The following is a 24,843-nucleotide window of genomic DNA, read 5'->3' as shown; positions in this document are numbered from 1 at the left end:
GTTCCCCTTGACGTAAGGCTTTACGAACTGTGGCGCCATTAGCTTTACCGTGTGGCCAACGTCGCGAAGCCGCCGCGCCCAATAGTGGGCACCACTACAACTTTCCATGCCGATCAGGCAGGGCTCGGTGCGCGTGAAGAACTCCATCATTTCCTTACGCTTGAGTGACCGCTTCACACAAATCTTGCCATGCTCATCTATGCCGTGGACTTGGAACGCATCCTTTGCCAGGTCAATGCCGATTGTCGTAATCTTCATGATGACGCCTCCCTCGATATCGTGGCTTGTTGACACTTCCACTTTGGCACATCGATGCCGTTTCGGAGGGGGCGTCCATCCCATTGCCTTTTTATTGCCCCAAAAACAGGGTCCGTCCCGGTTTTTTGAAAGGGCGGAAACAACAACGGCTGCCGAGGCAGCCGTGATCACGTCGCAGGATCGATCAGGGTCGCCGTCGCGCCAGTCCGGCGCCCACGGCGCTGCCGACGCCGACACCGAGGCCGATGCCCATTGCGAAATTGCCCATTGCAACACCGATCGCGCAGCCGATCGCTGCACCCAGGCTGATACCGAAGCCAACATAGCGCCCGGTGCGGTCGTCCGGTTCCATATCCATCTTGCGTCTCCTGTTCCGTGGTTGTTGTGGATTCAATATACACCCGGTTTTCGATCTCTCTGCTGTTTTTTTGAGCGGATCGTCCCGCTTGAACAACGTTTTCAAACTGCCTGGTTATACGGTTTTGCGTTGCATCAAAGCTCACTTTTCGCTCCCGGAACATGGCATTAAACCGGCCTGGCCAGGTAGCCGATGGTGCACTGCAATGCTTGCGTGCGCCTGCCGTCCGGCCATCGACATATCATTTTTGCTTGACTATTCGAGCGAGAACGACATGGCGGATACGGTAGGCGACTTCCTTTTGCAACGCCTCGGCGAATGGGGCGTGCGGCGCGTGTACGGTTACCCCGGCGACGGCATCAACGGCATCATGGGCGCCTTCGGCCGGCAGGAGCTGATCGAATTCATCCAGGTGCGGCACGAGGAAATGGCCGCCTTCATGGCCACCGCCCACGCCAAGTTCACCGGCGAAGTGGGCGTGTGCCTGGCCACGTCCGGCCCCGGCGCGGTGCACCTGCTCAACGGCCTGTACGATGCCAAGCTCGACCACCAGGGCGTGGTGGCGATCGTGGGCCAGCAGAAGCGCATGTCGATGGGCAGCGACTACCAGCAGGAAGTCGACCTGCAGGCGCTGTTCAAGGACGTGGCGCACGAATACGTGCACATGGCCACCGACCCGGCCCAGGTGCGCCACCTGATCGACCGCGCCTTCCGCATCGCCAAGGAAGAACGCGCCGTCACCTGCCTGATCTTCCCGAACGACGTGCAGGAGCTGGACGCGGTGCCGAAGCCGCCGCGCGAGCACGGCACCGTGGTCTCCGGCATCGGCGCCCTGACCCGCAGCCACGTGCCGCCACAGGACGCCTTGCAGCAGGCCGCGCGCATCCTGAACGAAGGGAAGAAGGTGGCGATCCTGGCCGGCGCCGGCGCGCTGCACGCCACCGACGAGCTGATCGAAGTGGCCGACATCCTCGGCGCCGGCATCGCCAAGGCGCTGCTCGGCAAGGCAGCCGTGCCGGACGACCTGCCGTTCGTCACCGGCACCATCGGCCTGCTCGGCACCAAGCCCAGCCACGACATGATGAACGACTGCGACACGCTGCTGATGGTGGGCTCGAACTTCCCGTACAGCGAACACCTGCCGAAGGAAGGCCAGGCGCGCGGCGTGCAGATCGACATCGATGCGCGCCGCGCCAGCGTGCGCTACCCGATGGAGTTCAACCTGATCGGCGACTCGCGCGAAACGCTGCGCGCGCTGATCCCGCTGTTGCAGCGCAAGACCGAACGGCAGTGGCAGGACGACATCCGCAGCAACGTCGAGCGCTGGTGGCGCGTGCTGGAAGGCCGCGCGATGAACGAAGCCAATCCGATCAACCCGCAGCGCGTGTTCTGGGAACTGTCGCCCCGGCTGCCGGACGATTGCATCATCGTCGGCGATTCGGGCTCGGCCACCAACTGGTATGCGCGCGACGTGAAGATCCGGCGCGGCATGATGACCAGCGTCTCCGGCGGCCTGTCCACGATGGGCTGCGCCGTGCCGTATGCGATCGCCGCCAAGTTCGCCCATCCCGACCGCCATGTGATCGCGCTGGTGGGCGACGGCGCCATGCAGATGAACGGCATCAACGGCCTGATCACGATCGCCAAGTACTGGCGGCGCTGGGGCAACGGCAAGCTCGTCGTCATGGTGCTCAACAACCAGGACCTGAACCTGGTCACATGGGAAGAGCGCGTGATGGGGGCCAATCCGAAATTCGAGGCGTCGCAGGTGATGCCCGATTTCCCGTATGCGCAATACGCGGAACTGGTGGGCCTGAAGGGCATCCGCATCGACAGCGCCGACGCGGTGGCCGCCGGCTGGGAAGCGGCACTGGCGTCGGACCGGCCCTGCGTGCTCGAGATGGTGACCGATCCGCACGTGCCGCCACTACCGCCGGACGTGCCGGTGAAGCAGGCCGCCGCCTACTTCAAGGCGCTGCTGAAGGGCGACCCGGATGCGCTGGCCACCGTGCGCGCCAGCATCAAGGAGACCTGGGAAGGCTGGTTCCCGCCGAAGAAAGACTAGGGAAACAACAGGAAACCCGGGCATTCCGGGCGCATTCGATTGGCGCTGTGCAAATGGTGCCTTTCGATTACCATGTTCGCAACATGGACACGAAAAACCGACAGAGCAAATCCTCCCACCTTCCCGCCCTCGCCGGCACGCTGGCCGGGCTGCTGGCCGCCGCGCTGGGCGCGTGGTACCTGTATCCGCAGCACGTGGGGCCAGGCAGCGCAACGGCACGACAGTCTGCCGCCGCCGCGTCTGTACACGCCGCCCCTCCTGCTGCCGCTCCCGCCGCCACTCCTGCCCAACGGCCGGCGCAGGCGCTGACCCGGGACCAGGCGGTGGCGCGCCTGATGGCGTTGCCCGAGCTGCAGGCATGGGCCAGGCACATCGAGACGGCATCCGGCGGCGCCGTGCGTGGCGCCGTGGTGCCTTTCGATCCCGCGCCGCGCACGGTCGACGGCAGGCAGTACCACCAGCTCAGCTTTGTCGAGAACCGGCCCGAAGCCGCCGTCACCTGGCAAAGCTTCCTGGTCGGCGTGGCCGATGGCGAGATCCTTGTCGACGACGATGAAAACCTGCTGCCGCTGGCGCGCTGGCGCACCGAACAACGACCGATGGAACGGGCCGCGCGCTGACCCGGCCATTCACCGAAGACCATGGAGCCACCGATGTATACGCTGTATTACTCTCCCGGCGCGGCCAGCCTCGCCGTGCATGCCGCGATCCACGAGACCGGCGCCGACCACCAGCTGGTCAATGTCGACCTGGACGTGCCGCGCACGGACGACTACCTGCGCCTGAACCCGCAGGGCACCGTGCCCACGCTGCTCATCGACGGCCTGGCGCATCGCGAATCGGCCGCGCTGCTGATGCTGCTGGCCGAGCGCCACCCGGAGGCGAACCTCGCCCCCGCCCCCGGCGCACCGGGCCGCGCCGAATGGCTGCAATGGACGGTGGCCCTGGCCACTTCGCTGGGCGGGCCGTTCCGGCTGTGGTTCTACCCGCAGGACGTGGGCCTGGCCGCGCACGACGAAGCGAGCCGCATGCCGGTGCGCCGCGCGCTGGAAGCGGGATTCGAACGGATCGCCTCGCACCTGGCGGCCCACGGGCCTTACCTGCTGGGCGAGCGTTTCAGCTCGGCCGACTACCAGCTGTGCATGTACATGCGCTGGTCGCGCGCGATGCCGAAACCGGCCACCGAATGGCCGGAGCTGGACCGCCTGGCGCGGCTGGCCACCGCCCGCCCCGCCTGGCGCGGCGCGGTGTCGATGGAAAGTCTCCAGGGATGGCACCTTGACGGTATCCAGTGACGATACAATGATGCCATGTTCAAGAAACTCATTGCCGCGCTGTCGTCGCGCCGGCACGCCTCCCAAGCCCGGCCGTACAAGCAGGAAGAACTGAACCTCATGTACCAGCTGCTGTTCTGCGACGATCCGCAACTGATGCAGCAAGGTGCGGAACCCGCGTCGCTGTTCGGCACGGCGCCCGATCCGCGCGTGGTGCAGACGATCGGCGAAGACCCTGCCGAGGAAAGCCGCGTGCGGCTGCTGGCCTGGCAGTGGCTGCGCGCTGCCGGCCAGCCGGTCACCTCGCGCGAACTGCTGGGCGTGGTCGTCGAAGTGCCGCTCGAGGGCGGGCTCGACGTGCTGGCCGCCTATGCCGACGGCACCGTGCGCTACATCCACCATACCGGCCGCGTGGCCGTCTTCGAAGGCGCGCCGGACAGCGTGGCCCAGCAGGGCAAGCTGCTCGTGCATGCGGCCATTCCGCTGGCGGCGGCCAGGGGGCTGGCGAAATACCGCGCGGCACCGCCGACGCTGGGCAACCTGCGCCTGTCGCTGCTGGCCGCGGACGGCCTGCATGCGCGCGATGGCACGTTCAGCGACGTCGACCGCGACAAGATCGCATCGCCGGTCATGAAGCAGGCGCAGCGCCTGCTCGACATCGTCGTCAGGCAGGGCTCCTGAGGGCCGGTGCAGCCGGCACCGCCCGCACCTGCCCCACCCACCACCATGTAAACAGCGACAGGCCCGCGGCCAGCCAGCCGTTCAGCCCGTAACCACTGATGTGGCCGGCCGCATCCGTGTGCAGCCACAGTCCGCCCAGCAGCGCACCCAGCCCCGTGCCGATCTGCTGCACGGCCGCGTTCGCGCTGAGAAAGGCGCCACGGCGCCGCGCGTCGGGCACCGTCGTCATCAGCGCCTGCAGCGGCACATTGCGGCCGTTCATCGCCACCATGAAGAACGGGAACAGGCACACCAGCGCCAGCAATGGCCAATGCGGGGAGACATCCGGCAGGTGCGTGATCGCCAGGATCGGCGCCACCGACAACAGCACGAAAATACGGAACACCTTGTGCCGGCCGGCGCGGTCGGACCAGGAACCCACGAAGCGCGAACTGAAGAACGCCGCGATACCGCCGGCCAGGTAGATCCACATGATGTCGCCCGGCTGCACGCCGAGGTTACCGACCAGCACAGGCGAGATGAAGGGAATCACCAGCATCGCGTTCAGCATCGTCACGAACGTCAGCAGGAACGCGCGCAGGTGCTCGGGCACGCGGAACAGCGCCAGCAGCTCCGGCAGCGCGCGAGCCGGCGGCGCGTTGCCGTTCCCGTTACGGTCGAGGTGCGCCGTCAGCGGCGGCAGCACGAACGCGGCAAGGCACCAGATCGCCATCGACACCACCACCAGCAGGTAGAACGGCGACTGCCAGCCGAAGCGGGCCGCCAGGCCGACGCCCAGCGGCACGCCCAGGATCGCGGCCATCGAGAACGACGTCATCACGATGCCGGTCGCATAGCCGCGCCGCTGTGGCGCGATGAGGTCGCCGATGATGGCCATGCCGATCGCGCCCAGCACGCCGCCGGTCAGCCCCGCGAATGCACGCGACAGTACCAGCACATGGAAATTCGGCGCCAGCGCGCACGCCAGGTTCGACAGGTTGAACAGTAAAAACACCGCCAGCAGCATGCGCTTGCGGTCGAAGCGGTCGATATAGGTCGCCGCGAGCAGGCCGGACAGGCCGGCGCACCACGCATACGCGGAGACGGCACTGGAAAACTGCGCCGGGCTGATCGAAAACGCCGCCATCAGTTGCGGCGACAGCGGCATCATCACCATGAAATCCATGATCACGGTGAACTGGGTGAGCGCCAGCAGCCACAGCACGAGCCGCTCGCGCGCGGGAGCCAGCTCGCCGGGGTAAGGAAGGGAAGTCATCATTTGCTTTTCTTGTGAGGCCGGCGGGAACGCGCCCCGCCGGCATTGGCCTTATCCACTTATGCGGCCGTTACGCCAGCTGGCGGATCTCGTCGGCCGCGCGGCGCAGGATCGCGGCGATCTGTTCGGCGCGCGCCGGCGATGCGGCCGGATCGCGGCCTTTTTCGATGACCACGTGCTTGAGCTCGTGCATCACCGAGCGCAGGCTGTCGCGGCTGCCCGCTTGCGGCTCGGCCAGGCGCGCCATCAGCGCATCGACCATCTGCCGGTTCTCGTCCAGGAAGGCCTGCCCTTCCGGCGTAATCGAATGCAGCTTCTTGTTGCCTTCGCTGCTGATCGACACGTGGCCCATCTCGTACAGCATCGCCATCAGCGGGTAGATCGCGCCCGGGCTCGGCGCATAACCGCCGCCGACCCGGCCCTCCAGCTCCTTGATGATGTCATACCCGTGGCGCGGCTTTTCCGCGATCAGCTGCAGCACCACGTAGCGCATCGCGCCCGCGTCGAACATGCGCGGCCCCCTGCCTCCCGGCGCGCCCGGGCCGCCGCCGTGACCGCCGCGGGGATGGTGGGATTCGTGCGAACGGGGACCGTGGTGTCGGAACTTATGGAACATGTGAACTCCTAAAGATATATCGTATTGAGATATATCTTAAACCTTCCACGATATATCGCAACCTTTTTTTCACGGCCCGTTCCCGCCACCGCCGCACGGCCAACCATTGCTGCGCTCGCAATTTTGCAGATACGGTATCGTAGGCTCATCGTTGCGGCAGGCACCGGGCCTGGTTGCAATGCAATGAAACCAATGCAAGGGAGGATGTATGCGCAAGATGATCCTGATGGCAATCGCCGGCTTTATCTGGAAGAAAGTGCAGGGCCGGGTGCTGAAGCGGGCACCGGTGCAGGGCGTGCGCCGCCGTTACTGAAACGGACAGGCAAAAAAAACGCCGGGGCGACCCGGCGTTTTTTTATGTCGAAGGCCCCTGGGGGCTCAGCTGTCGAGGTGCGAGATCTGCAGCCGCGAGCCGCTCGCCGCGCCTTTCCCTTCCAGCACCAGCGCCTTGTTCTGCGAGTCGAGCGAGATACCCACGGTCAGGATGTCGATCAGCAGCAGCTGCAGGATGCGCGAAATCATCGACAGGAACGTGGTGCTGTCCTCGCTGTGGTCCACCGCCAGGCAGACGCTGGCCTTCTTCGCCAGCGGCGACTGGCTGGTGGTGATGGCGATGACGTCGGCACCGGCGGCGCGGGCCGTGTCCACCGCGTCGAGCAGCTCGGGCAGCCGGCCGGAGTTCGAGATCGCGATGACCACGTCGCCCGGCTGCAGCAGCTCGGCCGCCAGCGACAGCAGGTGCGAGTCGCCGTACGACGCGGTCGGGATGCGGAAGCGGAAGAACTTGTGCTGCCCGTCCAGCCCCACCACGCGCGAATTGCCCATCGCGTAGAACTCCACCTTCTTGGCCTTGGCCACCAGCGCGATGGCGCGGTCGATGGCGCGCACGTCGAGCTGGTCGCGGAATTTCAGGATCGCCGACACGGTGTTGTCGACCACCTTCGCCGACAGGTCGTGCGTGCTGTCGCTGTTGCGCACCTGGCTGTGGCGCACGGGGATCGCGCCCGTCAGGCTGCTGGCGAATTTCAGCTTGAAGTCGGCCAGCCCAGTGAAGCCCAGCGAGCGGCAGAAGCGGATCACGGTCGGCTGCGACACTTCGGCCATGCGGGCGATATCGGCGATCGGTTCGTTCAGCACCAGGCGCGGCTGTTCCAGCACCAGCTGCGCCACGCGCTGCTCGGCCGGCGTCAGTTCGCGCAGCAGGGTCTGCACGCGCTCCATCAGCGTATTGGCGCCGCTGCGGCCGCGCAGGTGCTCGGAAAGGATCGTGGCCACGCCATAGAACGCCGGGTTCGGCGTAGTGATCACGTAGGTCGGGATCTCCGCCAGGTACGACGAGAAGCGGCCCTTGGCTTCGAAGCGGGTACGGAACGGCGAACTCCTGAACCACTCGCCCATGCGCGGCACGATGCCGCCGCCGATGAAGATGCCGCCGAACGACCCGAGCGTGACGGCCAGGTTGGCGGCCGCGCCGCCCAGCATCGCGGAAAAGCACTCGAGCACCTCGATGCACAGCGCATCCTTGTCCTTCAGGGCGCCGGAGATGATCTGCTGGGAAGTCAGGTCGCGCACGTGCAGGCCGTTGCGGCGGGCCAGCGCGCGGTAGATGATCTCCATGCCGGGGCCCGAGATCAGGCGCTCGTTCGACACGTGCGACCAGGTCTGCCACGCGTATTGCAGGATCGCGTATTCGCGTTCGTCGGCCGGCGCGAAGTTGTTGTGGCCGCCTTCCGAACCGAGGGTGACGAAGCCGTCCACCGTCGGGATCACGCCCGAGCAGCCCAGGCCCGTGCCCGGGCCGAGCACGCCGATGACGGAATTGGCGGCCGGCGCGCCGCCGCCCACCTGCATCAGGTCGGTGGGCTGCAGTCCCGGGATCGCCATCGCCAGCGCCGTGAAGTCGTTCACCACCAGCAGCGTGTGCAGGCCCAGCTCGCGGCGCACTTCGTCGGTGGAGAACTGCCAGTCCCGGTTCGTCATCCGGATATAGTCGCCGTGCACCGGGTTCGCCAGCGCCAGAGCGCCGTGATTCAGGTTGATGCCGGGATGATCGGCGAGATAGCTGCGCAGCAGCGGAACGATGCCGGTGTAGTCGTCGCACTGCAGTACCCGCACGGCCTGGTATTCGCCGGGCCCCGTCTGCAGCGCGAAGCGCGCATGCGTGGCGCCGATGTCGGCCAGCAGCCGCGGGCCGTCGGCAAACGCGGCACGTCCCAGTTTCTGTTCCACTTCCACTTGTCTCATCTCGCTCTCTTTTACTTGTTGCTGCGCTCATGCGGGCGAGGCCGCAGCATACCCGAAACGGGCGCGCTGAAAAAGCGCACCTGCCCCATCGCGGCTGGTTTTCAGCCCTCGTACCCGAACCACCCGCCGCAGGCCGGCAGGGAGACGATACCATCGGCAACGTCGCCCGGCAGCCCGGCTTCGTCCAGCTTCTGCGCGCCCCTCGCCTGCGGCAGCGTGAACGTGACGTCATCGCCGCCCAGGTTGAACACGCACAGCACGGAACGCTCGCCGGCCAGCGTGCGCCGGAACGCCAGCACCGGCTCCGGCGCGTCCAGGAATTCGATGTCGCCGCGCGTCAGCTGCGGCATCGTGCGGCGCCACGCGATCATCCGGCGCGCGAAGTTCAGTGGCGATTGCGCATCCGCTTCCTGCACCGAGGCCGCGGCGGCGGCATGTTCCGGCGCCACCGGCAGCCATGGCTTGCCCGTCGTGAAGCCGCCGTTCGCGCCATCGGTCCAGGCGATCGGCGTGCGGCAGCCGTCGCGGCCCTTGAACTCGGGCCAGAACGTGATGCCGTACGGGTCCTGGATCAGTTCATACGGCACGTCCGCTTCCGTGAATGCCAGCTCGTCGCCCTGGTACAGGCACGGCGTGCCCTTCAGCGACAGCTGCATCGCCATGACCAGCTTGCCGAACGCCGCCGCGTTCTTGGCAAACCCGTTCCCGGCGCCCCACCGCGTGGCCACGCGCGGTACGTCGTGGTTGCCCACCGACCAGGAAGCCCAGCCATCCTTGACGCGGCGCTTGAAGTCCTCGACCTGGGTGCGGATGTGGCGCGCCGAATGGTCTTCGGTCAGCAGGTTGAAGCTGTAGGCCATGTGCAGCTTGTCGCCGCCGGCCGTGTATTCGGCCATGAACGCCAGCGCATCGTCGGCGCCCACTTCGCCGATCGACACGGCGCCGAATTCGTCCAGCACCTGGCGCACGCGCCGCAGGAACGGCACGTTCTCGGGGCGGCACTTGTCGTACACGTGCGCCTGCATGCCGTACGGGTTCACGTCCGTCACGGTGGCGGTGTCGCGCACGGTGGCCGGCGGATTGCTGCGCAGTTCGCGGTCATGGAAGTGGAACGTGACGGCATCGAGGCGCACGCCGTCGACACCCCGCTGCAGCCAGAAGCGCAGGCTGTCCAGCATCGCCTGCTGCACTTCCGGATTGTGGAAATTCAGGTCTGGCTGGCTGGTGAGGAAGTTGTGCATGTAGTACTGCTTGCGGCGCGAATCCCATTGCCAGGCCGAGCCGCCGAACACCGACAGCCAGTTGTTCGGCGGATTCCCGTCCGGCAGCGGGTCGGCCCACACGAACCAGTCGGCTTTCGGGTTGTCGCGGCTGCTGCGGCTTTCCACGAACCACGGGTGCTGTTCCGAGCAGTGGCTCATCACCTGGTCGATCATGATCTTCACGCCCACGGAATGGGCTTTCGCGATCAGCCGGTCGAAATCGGCCAGCGTGCCGAACAGCGGATCGACGTCGCAATAGTCGGCGATGTCGTAGCCGAAATCCTTCATCGGCGACTTGAAGAACGGCGAGATCCAGACGATGTCCACGCCCAGTTTCGCAATGTAGTCGAGGCGGTCGGTAATGCCGTTCAGGTCGCCCACGCCGTCGCCGTTCGTGTCGAGGTAGCTGCGCGGATACACCTGGTAAATGATGGCTTCCTGCCACCAGGTCGGAGACGTGGATTTGGTCATGGGATTCCGATGAAGTGAGGGTATTGTAGAGAATATACATCAACGGTATGAATAGTTCAACGGATCGCCGCGGTAACGTAGTCACGCACCATCCATATAAAACAATGACTTACAATCATATCCGTGAAAAAATTACTGCTGTTGTCGTAGTCAAACTACATCGCTTACGGTGCTAATCATTGGTGTTAATCATTATTAAGCGGTCCAGCCCGGCCATTGCCAGCGCAGCCGTATTCGGCATAGCATCGCGTCCATCCACAATTCGAGAGGGCTATCGATGGCAAACGCCACCCACGAAGCAGGCTGCGGCCCGCTGCCGCGCCAGATACCGTACATCATCGCCAACGAAGGGGCCGAACGCTTTTCCTTCTATGGCATGCGTAACATCCTGACGCCGTTCCTGATCAGTACCCTGCTGCTGTTCGTTCCGCTGGAAGACCGCGCCGGCGAAGCGAAACACGTGTTCCACACGTTCGTCATCGGCGTCTATTTCTTCCCGCTGCTGGGCGGCTTCCTGGCCGACCGCTTCTTCGGCAAGTACAACACCATCTTCTGGCTCAGCCTCGTGTATGTCGTCGGCCATGCCTGCCTGGCGATCTTCGAGGACAATCTGACGGGCTTCTACGCCGGCCTGTTCCTGATCGCGCTGGGCGCGGGCGGCATCAAGCCGCTGGTGGCGGCCTTCGTCGGCGACCAGTTCGACCACACCAACAAGAAGCGGGCAAAGGTCGTCTACGACGCGTTCTACTGGATCATCAACTTCGGCTCGTTCTTCGCGTCGCTGCTGATGCCGCTGTTCCTGAAGAATTACGGCCCGTCCGTCGCGTTCGGCATTCCCGGCCTGCTGATGGCGCTGGCGCTTCTCATATTCTGGATGGGGAACAAAAAATACGTGCACGTGCCGCCGGCACCGCCCAGCCCCGATTCGCTGACGCGCGTATCGCGCACCGCCCTGCTGGCGAAAAAGCCCGGCCAGGGCCGGCCCGGCCTCGTGGTGGCGGCACTCGGCGCGGCGGGTGCCGTGGCCTCGCTGCTGATGTCGTTCTCCTGGGGCTTCGTGATCGCCGCCTGCACGGCACTGGTGCTGCTGCTGGCCGGCTGGGGCATCGGCACCGCCATGCAGCTGGAGCGGGCGCGCGGCCACCATCCGGATGCCGCGGTGGAAGGCGTGCGCGCCGTACTGCGCATCCTGATCGTCTTCGCGCTGGTGACGCCGTTCTGGTCGCTCTTCGACCAGAAGGCTTCGACGTGGATCGTCCAGGCCAATGCGATGACCAGCCCCGTGCTGAACCTGTTCGGCTGGGAATTCCAGCTGCTGCCGGCGCAGATGCAGGCCGTCAACCCGGCACTGGTGATGCTGCTGATCCCATTCAACAACCTGGTCATCTTCCCGCTGCTGAGCAAGCTCGGCCTGGAGCCGACGGCGCTGCGCCGGATGACGGCCGGCATCGCCTTCTCCGGCTTCTCGTGGCTGGTGATCGGCTGGATCCAGGTATCGATGGATGCGGGCACGCCGATGTCGATCCTGTGGCAGCTGGCACCGTACGCGCTGCTGACGATGGGCGAGGTGCTGGTTTCCGCCACCGGCCTGGAATTCGCGTACAGCCAGGCGCCGGCATCGATGAAAGGCTCGATCATGAGCTTCTGGACGCTGGCCGTCACCGTCGGCAACCTGTGGGTACTGATCGTCAACGCCAGCGTGAAGAATGACGCCGTGCTGGCGCACATCGGCGATACCGGGCTGTCGGTGATCGCGTTCCAGATGTTCTTCTTTGCCGGCTTCGCCATGCTGACGGCGCTGCTGTTCGGGCTTTACGCGCGGCGCTACAAGATGGTCGACAACTACCGGGCGCAGACGGCCATCGCCTGACGGTTAACCGGCCGGCCGGTCTGCCATCCGTTTGATGACAGACTGGCCTACCGTGAAAAAAATGTGCGCTGCGATGCGGCGCACGAACAACAAACCGGCACATTCCGGCCGGGAGTTCCCTATAATTGCCATACGGCACCGAATTGCGTGCCTGCTGGCTTGCGCCCAACCCCCGCGCCGCCCGATACGGACCGCCCTCCTCCTCGCGGTCGTCTAATCCAACGGATAACCATGAACCTGAAAAATATGAAGGTCGGCACGCGGCTGGCGCTGGGCTATGCACTCGTGCTGGTCCTGCTGATAATCATCGTCGGCGCGGGCCTGATGAAAATGCGCGACATGCAACAGCGCATACAGAACATTACAGAAGTCAACAATACGCAGATCCGGCAGCTCAATACCGCGCAGGACAGCCTGGCGGACAGCATGATCGCGCTGCGTAATCTTGCGCTGCTGACCGATATGGATGCCATGCGGCCAGAAGCCGAGCGCCTGCGCAAGCAGGAGGCGCTCTACGCGGAAGTGATGGGGAAAGTCACCAAGAGCCTGGAAGATGCCAGCACGGATCCGAAGGAAAAGTCGCTGATGGCAACGATCGTGGAGCAGGAACGGATCGCCAGGCCATTGATGGCAGAAACGGAAAAGCTGGGCCTGGCCAACCAGGCCGAGCAAGCTACCAGCACGCTGATGTCCAAGCTCCGCCCCGTCCAGAGAGTCTGGATGAATGCGATCGATGAGCTGATCACGCTGGAAGAAGCCTTGAACGAGGAAGAAGCGAACGAGGCCACGGACGCCTACCACAGTGCCATCCGGCTGATGCTGATCCTCGCCGTGGTCGCGCTGGCGGTCGGCATCGCTGCCGCAGTGCTGATCACGCGCACGCTGCTCAAGCAACTGGGAGGCGAGCCGAACGAGGCAGCCGCCGTCCTCGCCAGCATCGCCGACGGCGACCTGACCGTGGACGTGCCCGTCAAGGCCGGCGATACCGCCAGCATGATGTTCGCGATGCGCAATATGCGCGACAAGCTGGCCGCCATCGTCGCCGAGGTGCGCACCGGTACCGACACGATCGCCACCGCCGCGGCCGAAGTCTCAGCCGGCAACCAGGACCTGTCGTCGCGCACCGAAGAGCAGGCCAGCTCGCTGGAGGAAACCGCGTCGTCGATGGAAGAACTGACGTCGACCGTGCGCCAGAATGCCGAGAATGCCCAGCAGGCCAGCGCCATGGCCGCCTCGGCTTCCAGCGTGGCGGCGCAGGGCGGCACCGTGGTCGCCCAGGTGGTCGATACGATGGGCGCGATCGATGCGTCGGCGAAGAAGATCGTCGACATCATTTCCGTCATCGACAGCATCGCCTTCCAGACCAATATCCTGGCACTGAACGCCGCCGTCGAGGCGGCCCGTGCCGGCGAGCAGGGCCGCGGCTTCGCCGTAGTGGCCAGCGAGGTGCGCAACCTGGCGCACCGTTCCGCCACCGCCGCCAAGGAAATCAAGGCGCTGATCGACGACTCGGTGGAAAAGGTCGGCGTCGGCACCCAGCTGGTGGGCCAGGCCGGCGCCACCATGAACGAAGTGGTGGGCAGCGTGCAGCGCGTGACCGACATCATGGCGGAAATCTCTTCCGCCAGCCGCGAACAGAGCAGCGGCATCGACCAGGTCAACGTGGCCATCACGCAGATGGATGAAGTGACGCAGCAGAACGCCGCGCTGGTCGAGGAAGCCAGTGCCGCATCCGAAGCCATGCAGGAACAGGCCCGCAGGCTGGCCGAACTGGTGGGCACGTTCAGGCTGGCGCAGGGCACCGCGCCGGCGGCCGGCACCGCTTCCGCCAGGTCCGTCGCAAGCCCGGCCGCCAAGCCGGTGGCGAAGCCTGCCGTCCGCGCCGCGCTGCCCGCTGCCTCCGCCCGGCCCGCCGCGGCCAAGGCCGCGCCGGCCAGCCGCAAGGCACCTGTCACCGCCGGTTCCGAATCGGACTGGGAAGAGTTCTAAACCCCGTATCTCAACCCGCTTCTGATCCCCGTGCGACTACAGCATGGCTGTAGTCGCACGCTTCCTTTACCATACGTCCCCATTGAAACAGGGGGACGCATGGAACATCCACACCGCAGCCGCGCGCTGCGCCTCGCCGTCGCCGCGGCACTTGCCACGCTGGCTGCATCGGCGGGCACCGCGCACGCCGCTTCTTCTTCCGCCGCGCTCTGCGATGGCGAAGGCTTCCAGTCCATCCTGTCCCCCTCCGCTGCCGCATTCGACGCGCGCGCCGCATGGGTCGACCGGCGTACCCTGGCCTGGCCGGGTGCCCGTGCCGATGCGCGCACGCGCCTGTATCACGCGAAGAACGCCGCGCTGACGGCGCCCGCCGGCGGCAAGGTCGGCGGCGCGGACGGCTTCCTGCCACTCGACGCCACGGCTGCCGCGCTGCCGGAACGCCTGCGCTACCTGGGTGAAGGCCCCGTGTTCGCGCTGCGCGAGGCCGACGTGGCACGTATCGCCGGCCTGCACCGCGGCGCGCTCCTGCTGGTCAGCGAGGCCGCCGACGGCACCGTGCTCGATGCCACCCGCGTGCAGGTTGCCGGCGCGCTGGACGACCTGTACGCGGCCGCCGAAGCGGTGCCGGACCTGGGCGCGACGCCCCGTACCGGCGGCACCACATTCAAGCTGTGGGCGCCGACCGCACGGCAGGTGGCCGTCTGCACGTACGACCAGGGCACCGGGCCTTCGCGCGCCGCCACGCCGCTGCGCTTCGATCCGAAGTCGGGCGTCTGGTCGGCCACGCTGGCCGGCAACCTGGACGGCAAGTATTACCGCTATGCCGTCGACGTGCACGTGCCGGGCGCCGGCATCGTGCGCAACCTCGTCACCGATCCCTATTCCGTTAGCCTGGCCACCGATTCGCGGCGCAGCTACATCGCCGACCTGGCGTCGCCGCGCCTGAAGCCGGCCGGCTGGGACAGCGACGCGCCGCCCGCCAAGGTGGCCGCGCAGCCGGACATGTCGATCTACGAACTGCACGTGCGCGATTTCTCGATCGGCGACGCGACCGTCAGTGCGGCCAATCGCGGCAAGTACACGGCGTTCCTGGAATCGGGCTCGGACGGCATGCGGCACCTGCGCGCGCTGTCGCAGGCCGGGCTGACCGACGTGCACCTGCTGCCCGTCTACGACATCGGCAGCATTCCCGAGAAAGGCTGCGTGACGCCGGCGCCGGCCGGCGCGGCGGACAGCGATGCCCAGCAAAAGCTGATCGGGGACAGCAAGCTGGCGGACTGCTACAACTGGGGCTACGACCCGTATCACTACAGCGCGCCGGAAGGCAGCTACAGCACCGATCCGGCCGACGGCGGCAAGCGCGTGATCGAGTTCCGGCAGATGGTGCAGGCGCTGCACCGGGCCGGCCTGCGCGTCGGCATGGACGTCGTCTACAACCACACCTATACGGCGGGCCAGGACGAAAAATCCGTGCTGGACCGCGTGGTGCCCGGCTACTACCACCGTCTCGATGCCAAGGGCGCGATCGAACGCTCAACCTGCTGCGAGAACACGGCCACCGAGCACCGGATGATGGGCAAGCTGATGGTCGATTCGAGCGTGCTGTGGACGCAGGCCTACCACATCGATTCGTTCCGTTTCGACCTGATGGGCCACCAGCCGCGCAGCGTGATGGAAACGCTGCAGCGGCGCGTGAACGCGGCGGCGGGACGCCACGTGAACCTGATCGGCGAAGGCTGGAACTTCGGCGAAGTGGCCGATGGCAAGTGCTTCGTGCAGGCGTCCCAGCTGGCGCTGAACGGCAGCGGCATCGGCACCTTCAGCGACCGTGGCCGCGATGCGGTGCGCGGCGGCGGCGCCGGCGATTCCGGGCGCGACATGGTCACGCGCCAGGGCTATGTCAACGGGCTCGTGTATGACCCGAATGGCGGCATCCAGCATTCGCCCGCCGACCTCCTGAAGGCCGCGGACCTGGTCAGGGTGGGCCTGGCCGGCACGCTGCGCACCTACCCGCTGCAGGTGTACACCGGCGAAATGCGCGAACTGCAGCGCATCGACTATGGCGGCCAGCCGGCCGGCTATGCCAGCGAACCGGGCGAGGTCGTCAACTACGTGGAAAACCACGACAACCAGACGCTGTACGACCTGAACGTGCTGCGCCTGCCGGCATCGACATCGACCGCCGACCGCGCCCGCGTGCAGGTGCTGGCCGCCGCGATCAATGCGTTCAGCCAGGGCGTGGCGTACTTCCATGCCGGCTTCGACATCCTGCGTTCCAAGTCGCTGGACCGCAACAGCTTCGAATCGGGCGACTGGTTCAACCGCCTGGACTGGACCTACCGCGACAACTACTTCGGCACCGGACTGCCGCCGGCCGCCGACAACGGCAAGGATTACGCACTGTTCCGGCCATTGCTCGCCAATCCGGCCTTCAAGCCGGCGCCCGCCGACATCGCCTTCACACGGGACGCCTTCCGCGACCTGCTGCGGATCCGCGCCAGCAGCACGCTGTTCCGGCTGCGCACCGCCGGCGACGTCGGGCAGCGGCTGCGCTTCTACAATACCGGCCCGGCGCAGGTGCCGACCGTGATCGCCGGCAGGCTCGATGGCGCCGGCTACCAGGGCGCCGGCTTCAAGTCGGTGCTGTACCTGCTCAACGTCGACAAGGCCGCCCGCTCGATCGACGTGCCGCAGGAAACCGGTCGCGCCTGGAAGCTGCACCCCGTCCACGCCTCCCCGGCCGCCGCCGACCGGCGCGCCAGCGAAGCCCGCTACGACCCCGCCACCGGCCGCTTCACGATCCCGCCCCGCACCGCCGTCGTTTTCGTGGAATAACGAGCAAAAAAAGTTAAAACATGGGGACAGTCCCCTCTGGAGGGACAGTCCCCTCTGGAGGGACAGTCCCCTCTGGAGGGACAGTCCCCATGTTTTTTACAACAGAATGTGGCGCTTTTGTCGGGGTTGCCTGAAACCGGGGTCACACCCAAGTTTCAGGCAACTTTTCAGCGGGCCGATTCGAGCAGTACGGTGTTGAACTTGCCGTTCGTGCGCACCGTGCCGTTGGTGACGGTATAGGTGGCGCCGGCGTAGGCGTCACGCACCTTGCTGCCGTTGGCGAAGATGCCGCCGACCTTGATGGCGACCGGCTTGCCGACCGGGACGTCCAGCGCGACCACGACCTTGTCGGCCAGGCCGCTACCGTCATGGCTGCGCGAGAAGGTGTACGGCGCGTCGGCCAGCCTGGCATGCGTACCTGCGCCGATCGACACGTGGGCGCGCCGGAATTGGCCCAGCTTGGCCCAGTGGGTACGCACGTCAGCGACACGGTAGCCGTCGCGCTGGGCGTTGTTCGCCAGGTCGTCCCAGTTCATCAGGGAGCGCAGCTTGGCGTCGCCCACCGCTTCGGCGATGTCGACGCGCCGCGCGGTCTCGTCGCCGTAATAGATCTGCGCGGCGCCCGGCGCCAGCAGCAGCTTGTTGGCCGATTCGAACGGCTTCGCGCGTGCCGGATCGAACGGGTTGCCATCGTCGTGCGAATCGAGGTAGTTCAGTACCGACTTGCCCCGCAGCGGGCCGCGCAGCTGCGCATCGAACTTCGCGAACACGCTTTCGTAGTCGCCCTTGGCATCGGTCGGCAGGCTGAAGTTGATCAGGCTGTCGAAGCCGTTGGCGTAGAAGTCGGTCTTGACACCGCCGCCCATGTCGAACTCGCGGCCGTGACCGATCGAATAGTTGTAAACCTCGGCCACGGTGAAGAACTTGCCGTCGCCCAGCACCTTGCCCGGGTTGGCCTTCTTCCATTCATCGTGCGCCGCTTCGGTCACCGTGCGCAGCTCCTTCCACACGCCAGCCTCGGTATGCTTGACGGTGTCAGCCCGGTAGCCGTCGATGCCGTACTTGCGGACCCAGTCGGCGTGCCACTTCATCAGGTAGTAGCGCGGCGCGCGCGGATAGCCGGTACGGGCGAAGAAGTCGTCGAGCTCCTTCACTTCGCGCTCGTAGCGTCCTTCCTTCTTCCATTTCTCGGCCAGTGCCGGCGGCAGCGCGACCGGCGTATCGCTTTCGGTGCGCACGTCGGGCAGGTTCGCCACCAGCGTGCATGAAATTGTCGTCGGTGCGTCCTTGTGTGCGCAGGTGGGCGACGTGCGCACCCACTCCGCCGGCCACACCGGGTCCGCTTCCGTCACCGGGCCGGTGTGGTTCATCACCACGTCCAGCAGCACGCGGATGCCGTGCGCATGGGCCGCATCGACGAAGTCGCGGAAATCCTGCTCGGTACCCAGGTTGGCGTCGACGGCGGTGAAGTCGCGCGCCCAGTAGCCATGGAAGCCGTAGGACTTGCCGGTGCCTTCGTCGGTGCCGGCATGGATCTGCTCCACGGGCGGCGTCAGCCAGATCGCATTGACGCCGATGCTGTCGAAATAGCCCTCCTTCACCTTTGCCGTGAGCCCTTTCAGGTCGCCGCCCAGGTAACCCCGCAGCGGCGCGGCATCGGCCTTGCGGCCGTATGCCAGGTCGTTCGACCGGTCGCCGTTGGCGAAGCGGTCGGTGAGCAGGAAGTAGACGGTCGCGTTCTCCCACATGAACGGCATTGGCTTTGGCGGCGCCGCCAGTGCGGACGTGCCGGAGGCGGCCAACAGGATGGACAATGCGATGGATGTGAGCTTCATGCGACCTTTCGGGAGTGGGTTAAGTGATCACGGTGGGATTGCTCCGCCCCGTGTTGTAGGCGATGCTGGCCACGCTGTCGGCAATGGCGATCAGCGCCGCCAGCGCCTGCTGCGTGGGAATGTGGTGCTGCTCGGGATCGGCCTCGTAGCGTTCCAGGTAGACGCGCAGCGTGGCGCCTTCGGTGCCCGTGCCGGACAGCCGGTAGACGATGCGCGAACCATCCGTCATCACGATGCGGATGCCCTGCTGCGCGGCCTTCGAGCCGTCGACCGGATCGGTATATTCGAAATCGTCCGCGAAATCGACCGTGTAGTGGTTCATCTCCACGCCCTGCATGGCGGCCAGCTTCACGCGCAGGTCGTCCATCAGTACCTTGGCGGCGTGCGCGTCGATGCCCTCGTAGTCGTGGCGCGAATAATAGTTGCGGCCGAAGCGCTGCCAGTGCTCCTCGACGATCTGCTGCACGGACTGGCCCTTCACGGCCAGCAGGTTCAGCCAGAACAGCACGGCCCACACGCCATCCTTCTCGCGCACGTGGTTCGAGCCGGTGCCGTAGCTTTCCTCGCCGCACAGCGTGGCCAGGCCGGCATCGAGCAGCGTGCCGAAGTACTTCCAGCCGGTCGGCGTTTCGTAGCAGGGGATGCCGAGCGCCGCGGCCACGCGGTCCGCCGCGCGCGACGTGGGCATCGAACGGGCGATGCCGGCGATGCCGCCGCGGTAGCCGGGCGCCACCTGCGCATTGGCGGCCAGGATCGCCAGGGAATCCGATGGCGTGACGTCGAACTTGCGGCCGACGATCATGTTGCGGTCCGCGTCGCCGTCCGATGCGGCGCCGAAATCGGGCGCGTCGTCGCGCGCCATCAGCTCGATCAGCTCGGCCGCGTTGACGGGATTCGGATCGGGGTGGCCGCCGCCGAAGTCCTCGCGCGGCACGCAATTGATCACCGTGCCTTCGGGCGCGCCCAGCCGGCCTTCGATGATCGCCTTCGCGTAGGGGCCCGCCACCGCATGCATCGCATCGAAGCGCATCGTGAAGCCGCCGGCGAACAGCTTGCGGATCGCGTCGAAGTCGAACAGCTGTTCCATCAGTTGCGCGTAGTCGTCGACCGGGTCGATCACTTCGACCTGCATCTGCTCCACATAGGAACGGCCGCCATGGTCGATGTCGAGGTCCGGCGCATCGCTGATGCGGTAGGAGGTGATGGTGGTAGTGCGCTGGTAGATCGCTTCGGTGACCGCTTCGGGTGCCGGGCCGCCGTTGCCGATGTTGTACTTGATGCCGAAGTCGCCGTCCGGGCCGCCGGGATTGTGGCTGGCCGACAGGATGATGCCGCCCATCGCCTCGTACTTGCGGATCACGCACGATACCGCCGGCGTGGACAGGATGCCGCCCCGCCCCACCAGCACGCGCGCCACGCCGTTGGCGGCGGCCATCTTGAGGATCGTGCGGATCGCGGCACGGTTGTGGAAGCGGCCGTCGCCGCCGAGCACCAGCGTCTTGCCGGACAGGTCGCCGAGCGTGTCGAACACGCTCTGCACGAAATTCTCGAGGTAATGCGCTTGCTGGAAAACGCCGACCTTCTTGCGCAGGCCGGAAGTGCCCGGCCGCTGGCCGTCGATGGGCGTGGTTTGAATCGTCTGGATTGCCATGTTTGCTCCGCTGTGGTGTTACCTGAAGATTAACATCCCAGCCTACCGCGATCCAGTACGCGATGGCGCGCGGATCATGCCTGATCGGGCCGCCTACAGGTTGACGCTTACAGGTTGTCGCTTACTTCGGGCGCCGCACGCTGTCCGTCACGAAAACGGTCAGCACGGCGGCGATCAGCAAGGATGCGCCGCCCAGCACCAGCGTCTTGGCCGCATGGCCGTCGAACATATGGCGGATCACGAAACCCAGCACCACGCCGGCGATGATCTGCGGGATCACCACGAAGAAATTGAAGAGGCCCATGTAGTAGCCCATCCGCTTGGCCGGCAGCGAGCCCGCCAGGATCGCGTACGGCATCGTCAGGATGCTGGCCCAGGCAAGGCCCACGCCGATCATCGGCAGCATCAGCATCTGCTTGTCGTGGATCTGGAACACGCTGGCCAGCGAGACGCCGCCGATGGCGAGGCAGGCCATGTGCACCGCCTTGCGGCTGGTGAGGCGGGCCAGCACCGGCAGGATGAACGCTGCCAGCGCGGAGACGCCCGAGTACACGGCGAACATGATGCCGACCCAGTTGCCGGCGGCCTGGTAGGCAGCCGACGTGGCATCGGCCGTGCCGAACACGTTCTCGGCCACGGAAGCCGTGGTGTAGATCCACATCGTGTACAGGCCGACCCACGTGAAGAACGACACGTACGCCAGTTGCACCATGGTCTTCGGCATGCGGCCGAAGCCGCCGAGAATCTCGGCCAGCGCATGGCCCAGGCCCTTGGCCATGCTGCGCTCGCGCTGGAATTCCTCCATGTTTTCCGGCGGCAGTTCGTCGGCGGTGAACACGGTCCACAGCACGGCCAGCAGGTACACCGTGCCACCCGCATAGAAGGAATAGCGGACCGAGTCGGGAATGACACCGGCGGCGGCGACGTTGCTGATGCCGAGGTAGTCGGTGAAGATGGTCGGCAGCAGCGAGGCGATGACGGCGCCGCAGCCGATGAAGAACGTCTGCATCGCGAAGCCGGCCGTCTGCTGCGACTCGTCGAGCTTGTCGCCGACAAACGCGCGGAACGGCTCCATCGATACGTTGATCGCCGCATCCATCATCCACAGCACGACGGCCGCCATCCACAGCGCCTGCGAGTTCGGCATCAGGAACAGCGCCAGCGATGCGAACACGGCACCGAAGAAGAAGAACGGCCTGCGGCGGCCCCATTTCGGGTGCCAGGTATTGTCGGACAGGTAGCCGATGATGGGCTGCACCAGCAGGCCGGTGGCCGGCGCCGCCAGCCACAGCAGCGGCAGTTCATCGGGGTTCGCCCCCAGCGTGGAAAAGATCCGGCTGGTGTTCGCGTTTTGCAGCGCAAAGCCGAACTGGATGCCGAAAAAGCCGAAGCTCATGTTCCATAGCTGCCAGAACGACAGCCGGGGCTTGGTGGAAGAAGAATGCATCCGCGGTCTCCGATGTTATGCGCTATCCTATTTGTAGCAAAATAACATGCAGAGAAGTGCCAGTCAATGCGCAAACAGCCTTCGGATAAGCCGATTTCATTCCAATTGTAGTCAAACAACAGAAAATTAGGGACGGACCCTGTTTTCTGAGAAATTTCCTCAAAAACAGGGTCCGTCCCTATTTTGTTTCTCGAAAAATGGGGTACGTCCCCATTTTCCGGGCAACTTTCCGAGTGCCGGTCGCTTTACAGCTGTACGGAAACCTTCGCCGCCAGCTTTGCACGGGCCGGCAGCACGGCTTTCGCCACGCGCGTTTTCGCATCCCACGTGAACGCCAGCGCGCGCCCGTCGAGCAGGACGCGCTTTGGTTTCGCGATGCCGTGGACATGCAGCGTGTAAGTGCGCACTACCGGCGCCGCGGCGCGGCCCGCCTCGGTGGCGATGCCGATGTCGAGCGTGCCGGGCTGCGCGGCCGCGGTAAAGCGGGCGATCTCGTACTTGCCCTTGCCGTACGCATCGGCGGTCGCGCCGTCGTCGTCGTACAGCATGCCCGACGATGCCGTCACGCCGGCATCGTGCCAGTAATGCAGGTCGATGCTGCGGGACGTGTAGTCCCTGGTCGACTGCACCGCGGGCGCCATCGGCACAAACGCGCCGGCGCGCACGTAGACGGGAATGCGCTCCGCCGTCACGGGCACCGTTTCCAGGATGCCGCCCTGGTGGCGCTCGCCGGTATGGAAATCGAACCAGGTGCTGCCCTTGGTCGGGAAGTACACTTCCTTGCGCTGCGCGCCCGGCTCGGTGACCGGCGCGACCAGGAAGCTGCCGCCCCACAGGTAGGTCGACGCGAGCGTGCCGGCATCGTTCAGCGTATCTTCGAACAGCACAGGGCGCATCAGCGGCATGCCGGTGCTGCTGTTCTCGAACGCCATCGTGTAGTGGTACGGCAGCAGCGCATAGCGCAGCCGGATCGCCTCGGCCGCCAGCTGTTTCGCGCGCGGCGCGCGGTACACCGGTTCGGCCGGCACCTCTTCCTGCGCGTGCGGCCGGAACACCGGCTGGAACACACCGTACTGCAGCCAGCGCACATAGAGCTCGTCGTCCAGCACCGGGCCGGCGAAGCCGCCCAGGTCCGAGTGCATGTACGCCATGCCCTGCATGCCCATCTGCAGCGCGATTTCCATCTGCGACTGCAATCCGCCCCAGCTGCGCGACACGTCGCCCGACCAGGGGATCATGCCGAACCGCTGCGAACCCGAGTAGCCGGCCCGCATCAGGATGAACGGGCGCTCGTCCGGGAAGTCCTTCGCATAGCCTTCGGCGATCAGCCGCGCCCAGTCGTGGCCATAGATGTTGTGCACCTCGTCCGCCGAACCGGTGGCGTGCTGCAGCGCCGCCGGATGCAGCTCCGGTTCGCCCAGGTCGCCCCACCAGCCGGCCACGCCCTGCTCCTTCAGGCCCTTGTAGATGCTCCAGAACCAGTCCTTGCCCTGCGGGCTGAAGATGTCGACCAGGCCGGTGTTCCCGAAGAAGAAGTCATAGGTATAGGGCGCGCCTTCCTTCGTCGTGGCCAGCGCCTTCGCATCCACCGCTTCCTGCCAGCGGCCCGACGTGGTCAGCACGAACGGCTCGGTGATCACCACCGTGTTCACGCCCTTTGCCTTCAGGTCGCGCAGCATGCGCTGCGGGTCCGGGAAATTGTCCTTGTCCCACGCCAGGTTGCCCATCGTGCCCTTGACCTCCTTGCCGAACCAGTACAGGTCCAGCACCACCGCGTCGAGCGGAATCTTCTCGTCGATGAAGCGGTCGACGACGGCGCGTACCTCCTTCTCGTCGTGGTAGCCGAAGCGGCTGGCGAAATTGCCGAAGGTCCAGCGCGGCGGCAGCGGCTGCCGGCCCGTCAGGCTCGTATAGCCGGCCATCACGTCGGCCCAGGCGTCGCCGGCGATCACCTGGTAGGTCTTGCGCCCGCCGATCGTTTCATACGACAGTGTGCCATCCCTGCGGCTGTCGAAATCGAGCCAGCCGGCCTGCGGGTTATCGAAGTGCAGCGCATATTTTTTCGACGACAGCGCGACGGGAATCGTGAAGTTCAGCAGTTCCGAGCGGTTGCCGTAGCCGTAGTGCGCCTTGTTGTACAGCTGGAAGCGGTGGCCGCGGCGATTCATGCCCACGGCGCGCGCACCGGCGCCGTACAGCGCCTCGTCGGCGTCGAGCGCGAACTCCAGCGCCGCCATGCCGTTCTTCTTCGTGTAGCCCAGCTTTTCCGCCACCAGCGGCTGGCCCTTGTACGTGTAGGCGATGCGCAATGGGCGGCGCTCGATGGTCACCGCGATCCCCGGCGTGGCGAACTCGATGCGGCCATTGGCCTCCTTCACCGCCGGCTGCGCGCCGGCCGGCGGCAGCACCACGGCGTGCGAGCGCGCATCGTACCGCTCGCCGTCCGGAACGAACGTGGTCTCGACGATCGACGCCGAATACGCCCTGATCCGGTAACGACCGTCGTTGGTGACGATGTGCAGCGCGCCATCCTTCACGGTCCAGCTTTCCACATGCCGGGCGGCGTTCTGCGCAACGGCAAATTGACTGGCGAAGGTGAGCGCAAGCGCAGCGGTCGTGATGGTTTTCATGGGGGCCGATGGGAATGGGAGAAGAGCCGAGAGCATGACAAAACAGCGACATGAAAACAAGTCCGCTTGCGCTATATTGGGCACCTCATTCACGCGATCGGA

At 65.8% G+C, this 24,843-nt stretch carries 16 protein-coding genes and 1 pseudogene; 7 read left to right on the top strand and 10 right to left on the bottom strand.

From position 1 onward, the window contains the following. Together FHS02_RS08870 and FHS02_RS08865 are read right to left on the bottom strand one after the other, a co-directional pair. A pseudogene (locus tag FHS02_RS08870) lies at window positions 1-258 on the bottom strand (IS110 family transposase); the annotation flags it as partial. Window positions 259-442: 184 nt separating this feature from the next. Beyond that, window positions 443-616, bottom strand: coding sequence for a glycine zipper domain-containing protein (locus tag FHS02_RS08865; protein WP_175424636.1), 174 nt, complete (start codon window positions 614-616; stop codon window positions 443-445). Between the two features lie 274 nt (window positions 617-890). Here FHS02_RS08865 and FHS02_RS08860 point away from each other — a divergent pair, with 274 nt between their 5' ends. The 4 genes from FHS02_RS08860 (at window position 891) to FHS02_RS08845 (ending at window position 4,636) form a co-directional block, all read left to right on the top strand. Next, window positions 891-2,681, top strand: a complete 1,791-nt coding sequence (locus FHS02_RS08860; RefSeq protein ID WP_137314414.1) for a thiamine pyrophosphate-requiring protein — start codon at window positions 891-893, stop codon at window positions 2,679-2,681. Window positions 2,682-2,764: 83 nt separating this feature from the next. Beyond that, window positions 2,765-3,301 (top strand): hypothetical protein, encoded by a 537-nt coding sequence (locus tag FHS02_RS31455; RefSeq protein ID WP_229422714.1) that lies wholly within the window; start codon window positions 2,765-2,767, stop codon window positions 3,299-3,301. A 21-nt stretch (window positions 3,302-3,322) separates the two neighbouring features. Continuing rightward, window positions 3,323-3,976: a glutathione S-transferase family protein gene (locus tag FHS02_RS08850; RefSeq protein WP_217496938.1), complete on the top strand. Its 654-nt coding sequence runs from the start codon at window positions 3,323-3,325 to the stop codon at window positions 3,974-3,976. Window positions 3,977-3,991: 15 nt separating this feature from the next. Continuing rightward, window positions 3,992-4,636, top strand: a complete 645-nt coding sequence (locus FHS02_RS08845; RefSeq protein ID WP_137314415.1) for a hypothetical protein — start codon at window positions 3,992-3,994, stop codon at window positions 4,634-4,636. Here FHS02_RS08845 and FHS02_RS08840 read toward each other — a convergent pair. The 4 genes from FHS02_RS08840 to FHS02_RS08825 all read right to left on the bottom strand — a co-directional run bounded on the left by FHS02_RS08840 (window position 4,620) and on the right by FHS02_RS08825 (window position 10,484). Next, window positions 4,620-5,891, bottom strand: a complete 1,272-nt coding sequence (locus FHS02_RS08840; protein WP_137317478.1) for an MFS transporter — start codon at window positions 5,889-5,891, stop codon at window positions 4,620-4,622. The two genes, FHS02_RS08845 and FHS02_RS08840, sit on opposite strands and share 17 nt — an antisense overlap. A gap of 70 nt (window positions 5,892-5,961) precedes the next feature. Beyond that, on the bottom strand, window positions 5,962-6,507 hold the full coding sequence (locus FHS02_RS08835; protein WP_137314416.1) for a PadR family transcriptional regulator: 546 nt from the start codon (window positions 6,505-6,507) through the stop codon (window positions 5,962-5,964). A 378-nt stretch (window positions 6,508-6,885) separates the two neighbouring features. Next, a complete protein-coding gene (locus tag FHS02_RS08830; protein ID WP_137314417.1) occupies window positions 6,886-8,751 on the bottom strand; it encodes a glucokinase in 1,866 nt (621 codons plus the stop codon). 101 nt (window positions 8,752-8,852) lie between these two features. After that, window positions 8,853-10,484, bottom strand: coding sequence for an alpha-glucosidase family protein (locus FHS02_RS08825; RefSeq protein WP_137314418.1), 1,632 nt, complete (start codon window positions 10,482-10,484; stop codon window positions 8,853-8,855). Window positions 10,485-10,761: 277 nt separating this feature from the next. Here FHS02_RS08825 and FHS02_RS08820 point away from each other — a divergent pair, with 277 nt between their 5' ends. From FHS02_RS08820 to FHS02_RS08810, 3 genes are all read left to right on the top strand, one after another. Next, window positions 10,762-12,354, top strand: coding sequence for a POT-type proton-dependent oligopeptide transporter (locus FHS02_RS08820; protein WP_137314419.1), 1,593 nt, complete (start codon window positions 10,762-10,764; stop codon window positions 12,352-12,354). A gap of 231 nt (window positions 12,355-12,585) precedes the next feature. Then, entirely contained in the window at window positions 12,586-14,343 is a 1,758-nt protein-coding gene (locus FHS02_RS08815; RefSeq protein ID WP_229422716.1) for a methyl-accepting chemotaxis protein, read from the top strand. A 99-nt stretch (window positions 14,344-14,442) separates the two neighbouring features. After that, on the top strand, window positions 14,443-17,178 hold the full coding sequence (locus FHS02_RS08810; protein ID WP_137314420.1) for an alpha-1,6-glucosidase domain-containing protein: 2,736 nt from the start codon (window positions 14,443-14,445) through the stop codon (window positions 17,176-17,178). 167 nt (window positions 17,179-17,345) lie between these two features. Here the strand turns inward: FHS02_RS08810 and FHS02_RS08805 are convergent, their stop codons facing one another. The 4 genes from FHS02_RS08805 to FHS02_RS08790 form a co-directional block, all read right to left on the bottom strand. Then, the gene (locus FHS02_RS08805) at window positions 17,346-19,013 is read right to left on the bottom strand and encodes an alpha-amylase family glycosyl hydrolase (protein ID WP_137314421.1); all 1,668 of its coding nucleotides are present in this window, start codon (window positions 19,011-19,013) and stop codon (window positions 17,346-17,348) included. A gap of 19 nt (window positions 19,014-19,032) precedes the next feature. Beyond that, a complete protein-coding gene (locus FHS02_RS08800) occupies window positions 19,033-20,664 on the bottom strand; it encodes an alpha-D-glucose phosphate-specific phosphoglucomutase (RefSeq protein WP_137314422.1) in 1,632 nt (543 codons plus the stop codon). Window positions 20,665-20,785: 121 nt separating this feature from the next. Next, window positions 20,786-22,111, bottom strand: coding sequence for an MFS transporter (locus FHS02_RS08795; RefSeq protein ID WP_137314423.1), 1,326 nt, complete (start codon window positions 22,109-22,111; stop codon window positions 20,786-20,788). A gap of 245 nt (window positions 22,112-22,356) precedes the next feature. Then, a complete protein-coding gene (locus tag FHS02_RS08790) occupies window positions 22,357-24,741 on the bottom strand; it encodes a TIM-barrel domain-containing protein (protein WP_137314424.1) in 2,385 nt (794 codons plus the stop codon). Window positions 24,742-24,843: the final 102 nt, after the last annotated feature.

The sequence above is a fragment of the Pseudoduganella umbonata genome (genome assembly GCF_014192225.1).
Classification (GTDB): Bacteria; Pseudomonadota; Gammaproteobacteria; order Burkholderiales; family Burkholderiaceae_D; genus Rugamonas; species Rugamonas umbonata.
The sequence above is the reverse complement of the archived record's forward strand: the minus strand, read 5'-3'. Positions and strand labels throughout refer to the sequence as shown.

Coding starts and splice junctions, on each gene's coding strand:
- FHS02_RS08865 (WP_175424636.1), bottom strand. CDS start 616: ATGGATATGGAACCGGACGACCGCACCGGGCGCTATGTTGGCTTCGGT.
- FHS02_RS08815 (WP_229422716.1), top strand. CDS start 12,586: ATGAACCTGAAAAATATGAAGGTCGGCACGCGGCTGGCGCTGGGCTAT.
- FHS02_RS31455 (WP_229422714.1), top strand. CDS start 2,765: ATGGACACGAAAAACCGACAGAGCAAATCCTCCCACCTTCCCGCCCTC.
- FHS02_RS08820 (WP_137314419.1), top strand. CDS start 10,762: ATGGCAAACGCCACCCACGAAGCAGGCTGCGGCCCGCTGCCGCGCCAG.
- FHS02_RS08800 (WP_137314422.1), bottom strand. CDS start 20,664: ATGGCAATCCAGACGATTCAAACCACGCCCATCGACGGCCAGCGGCCG.
- FHS02_RS08810 (WP_137314420.1), top strand. CDS start 14,443: ATGGAACATCCACACCGCAGCCGCGCGCTGCGCCTCGCCGTCGCCGCG.
- FHS02_RS08850 (WP_217496938.1), top strand. CDS start 3,323: ATGGAGCCACCGATGTATACGCTGTATTACTCTCCCGGCGCGGCCAGC.
- FHS02_RS08840 (WP_137317478.1), bottom strand. CDS start 5,891: ATGACTTCCCTTCCTTACCCCGGCGAGCTGGCTCCCGCGCGCGAGCGG.
- FHS02_RS08795 (WP_137314423.1), bottom strand. CDS start 22,111: ATGCATTCTTCTTCCACCAAGCCCCGGCTGTCGTTCTGGCAGCTATGG.
- FHS02_RS08825 (WP_137314418.1), bottom strand. CDS start 10,484: ATGACCAAATCCACGTCTCCGACCTGGTGGCAGGAAGCCATCATTTAC.
- FHS02_RS08835 (WP_137314416.1), bottom strand. CDS start 6,507: ATGTTCCATAAGTTCCGACACCACGGTCCCCGTTCGCACGAATCCCAC.
- FHS02_RS08805 (WP_137314421.1), bottom strand. CDS start 19,013: ATGAAGCTCACATCCATCGCATTGTCCATCCTGTTGGCCGCCTCCGGC.
- FHS02_RS08860 (WP_137314414.1), top strand. CDS start 891: ATGGCGGATACGGTAGGCGACTTCCTTTTGCAACGCCTCGGCGAATGG.
- FHS02_RS08790 (WP_137314424.1), bottom strand. CDS start 24,741: ATGAAAACCATCACGACCGCTGCGCTTGCGCTCACCTTCGCCAGTCAA.
- FHS02_RS08830 (WP_137314417.1), bottom strand. CDS start 8,751: ATGAGACAAGTGGAAGTGGAACAGAAACTGGGACGTGCCGCGTTTGCC.
- FHS02_RS08845 (WP_137314415.1), top strand. CDS start 3,992: ATGTTCAAGAAACTCATTGCCGCGCTGTCGTCGCGCCGGCACGCCTCC.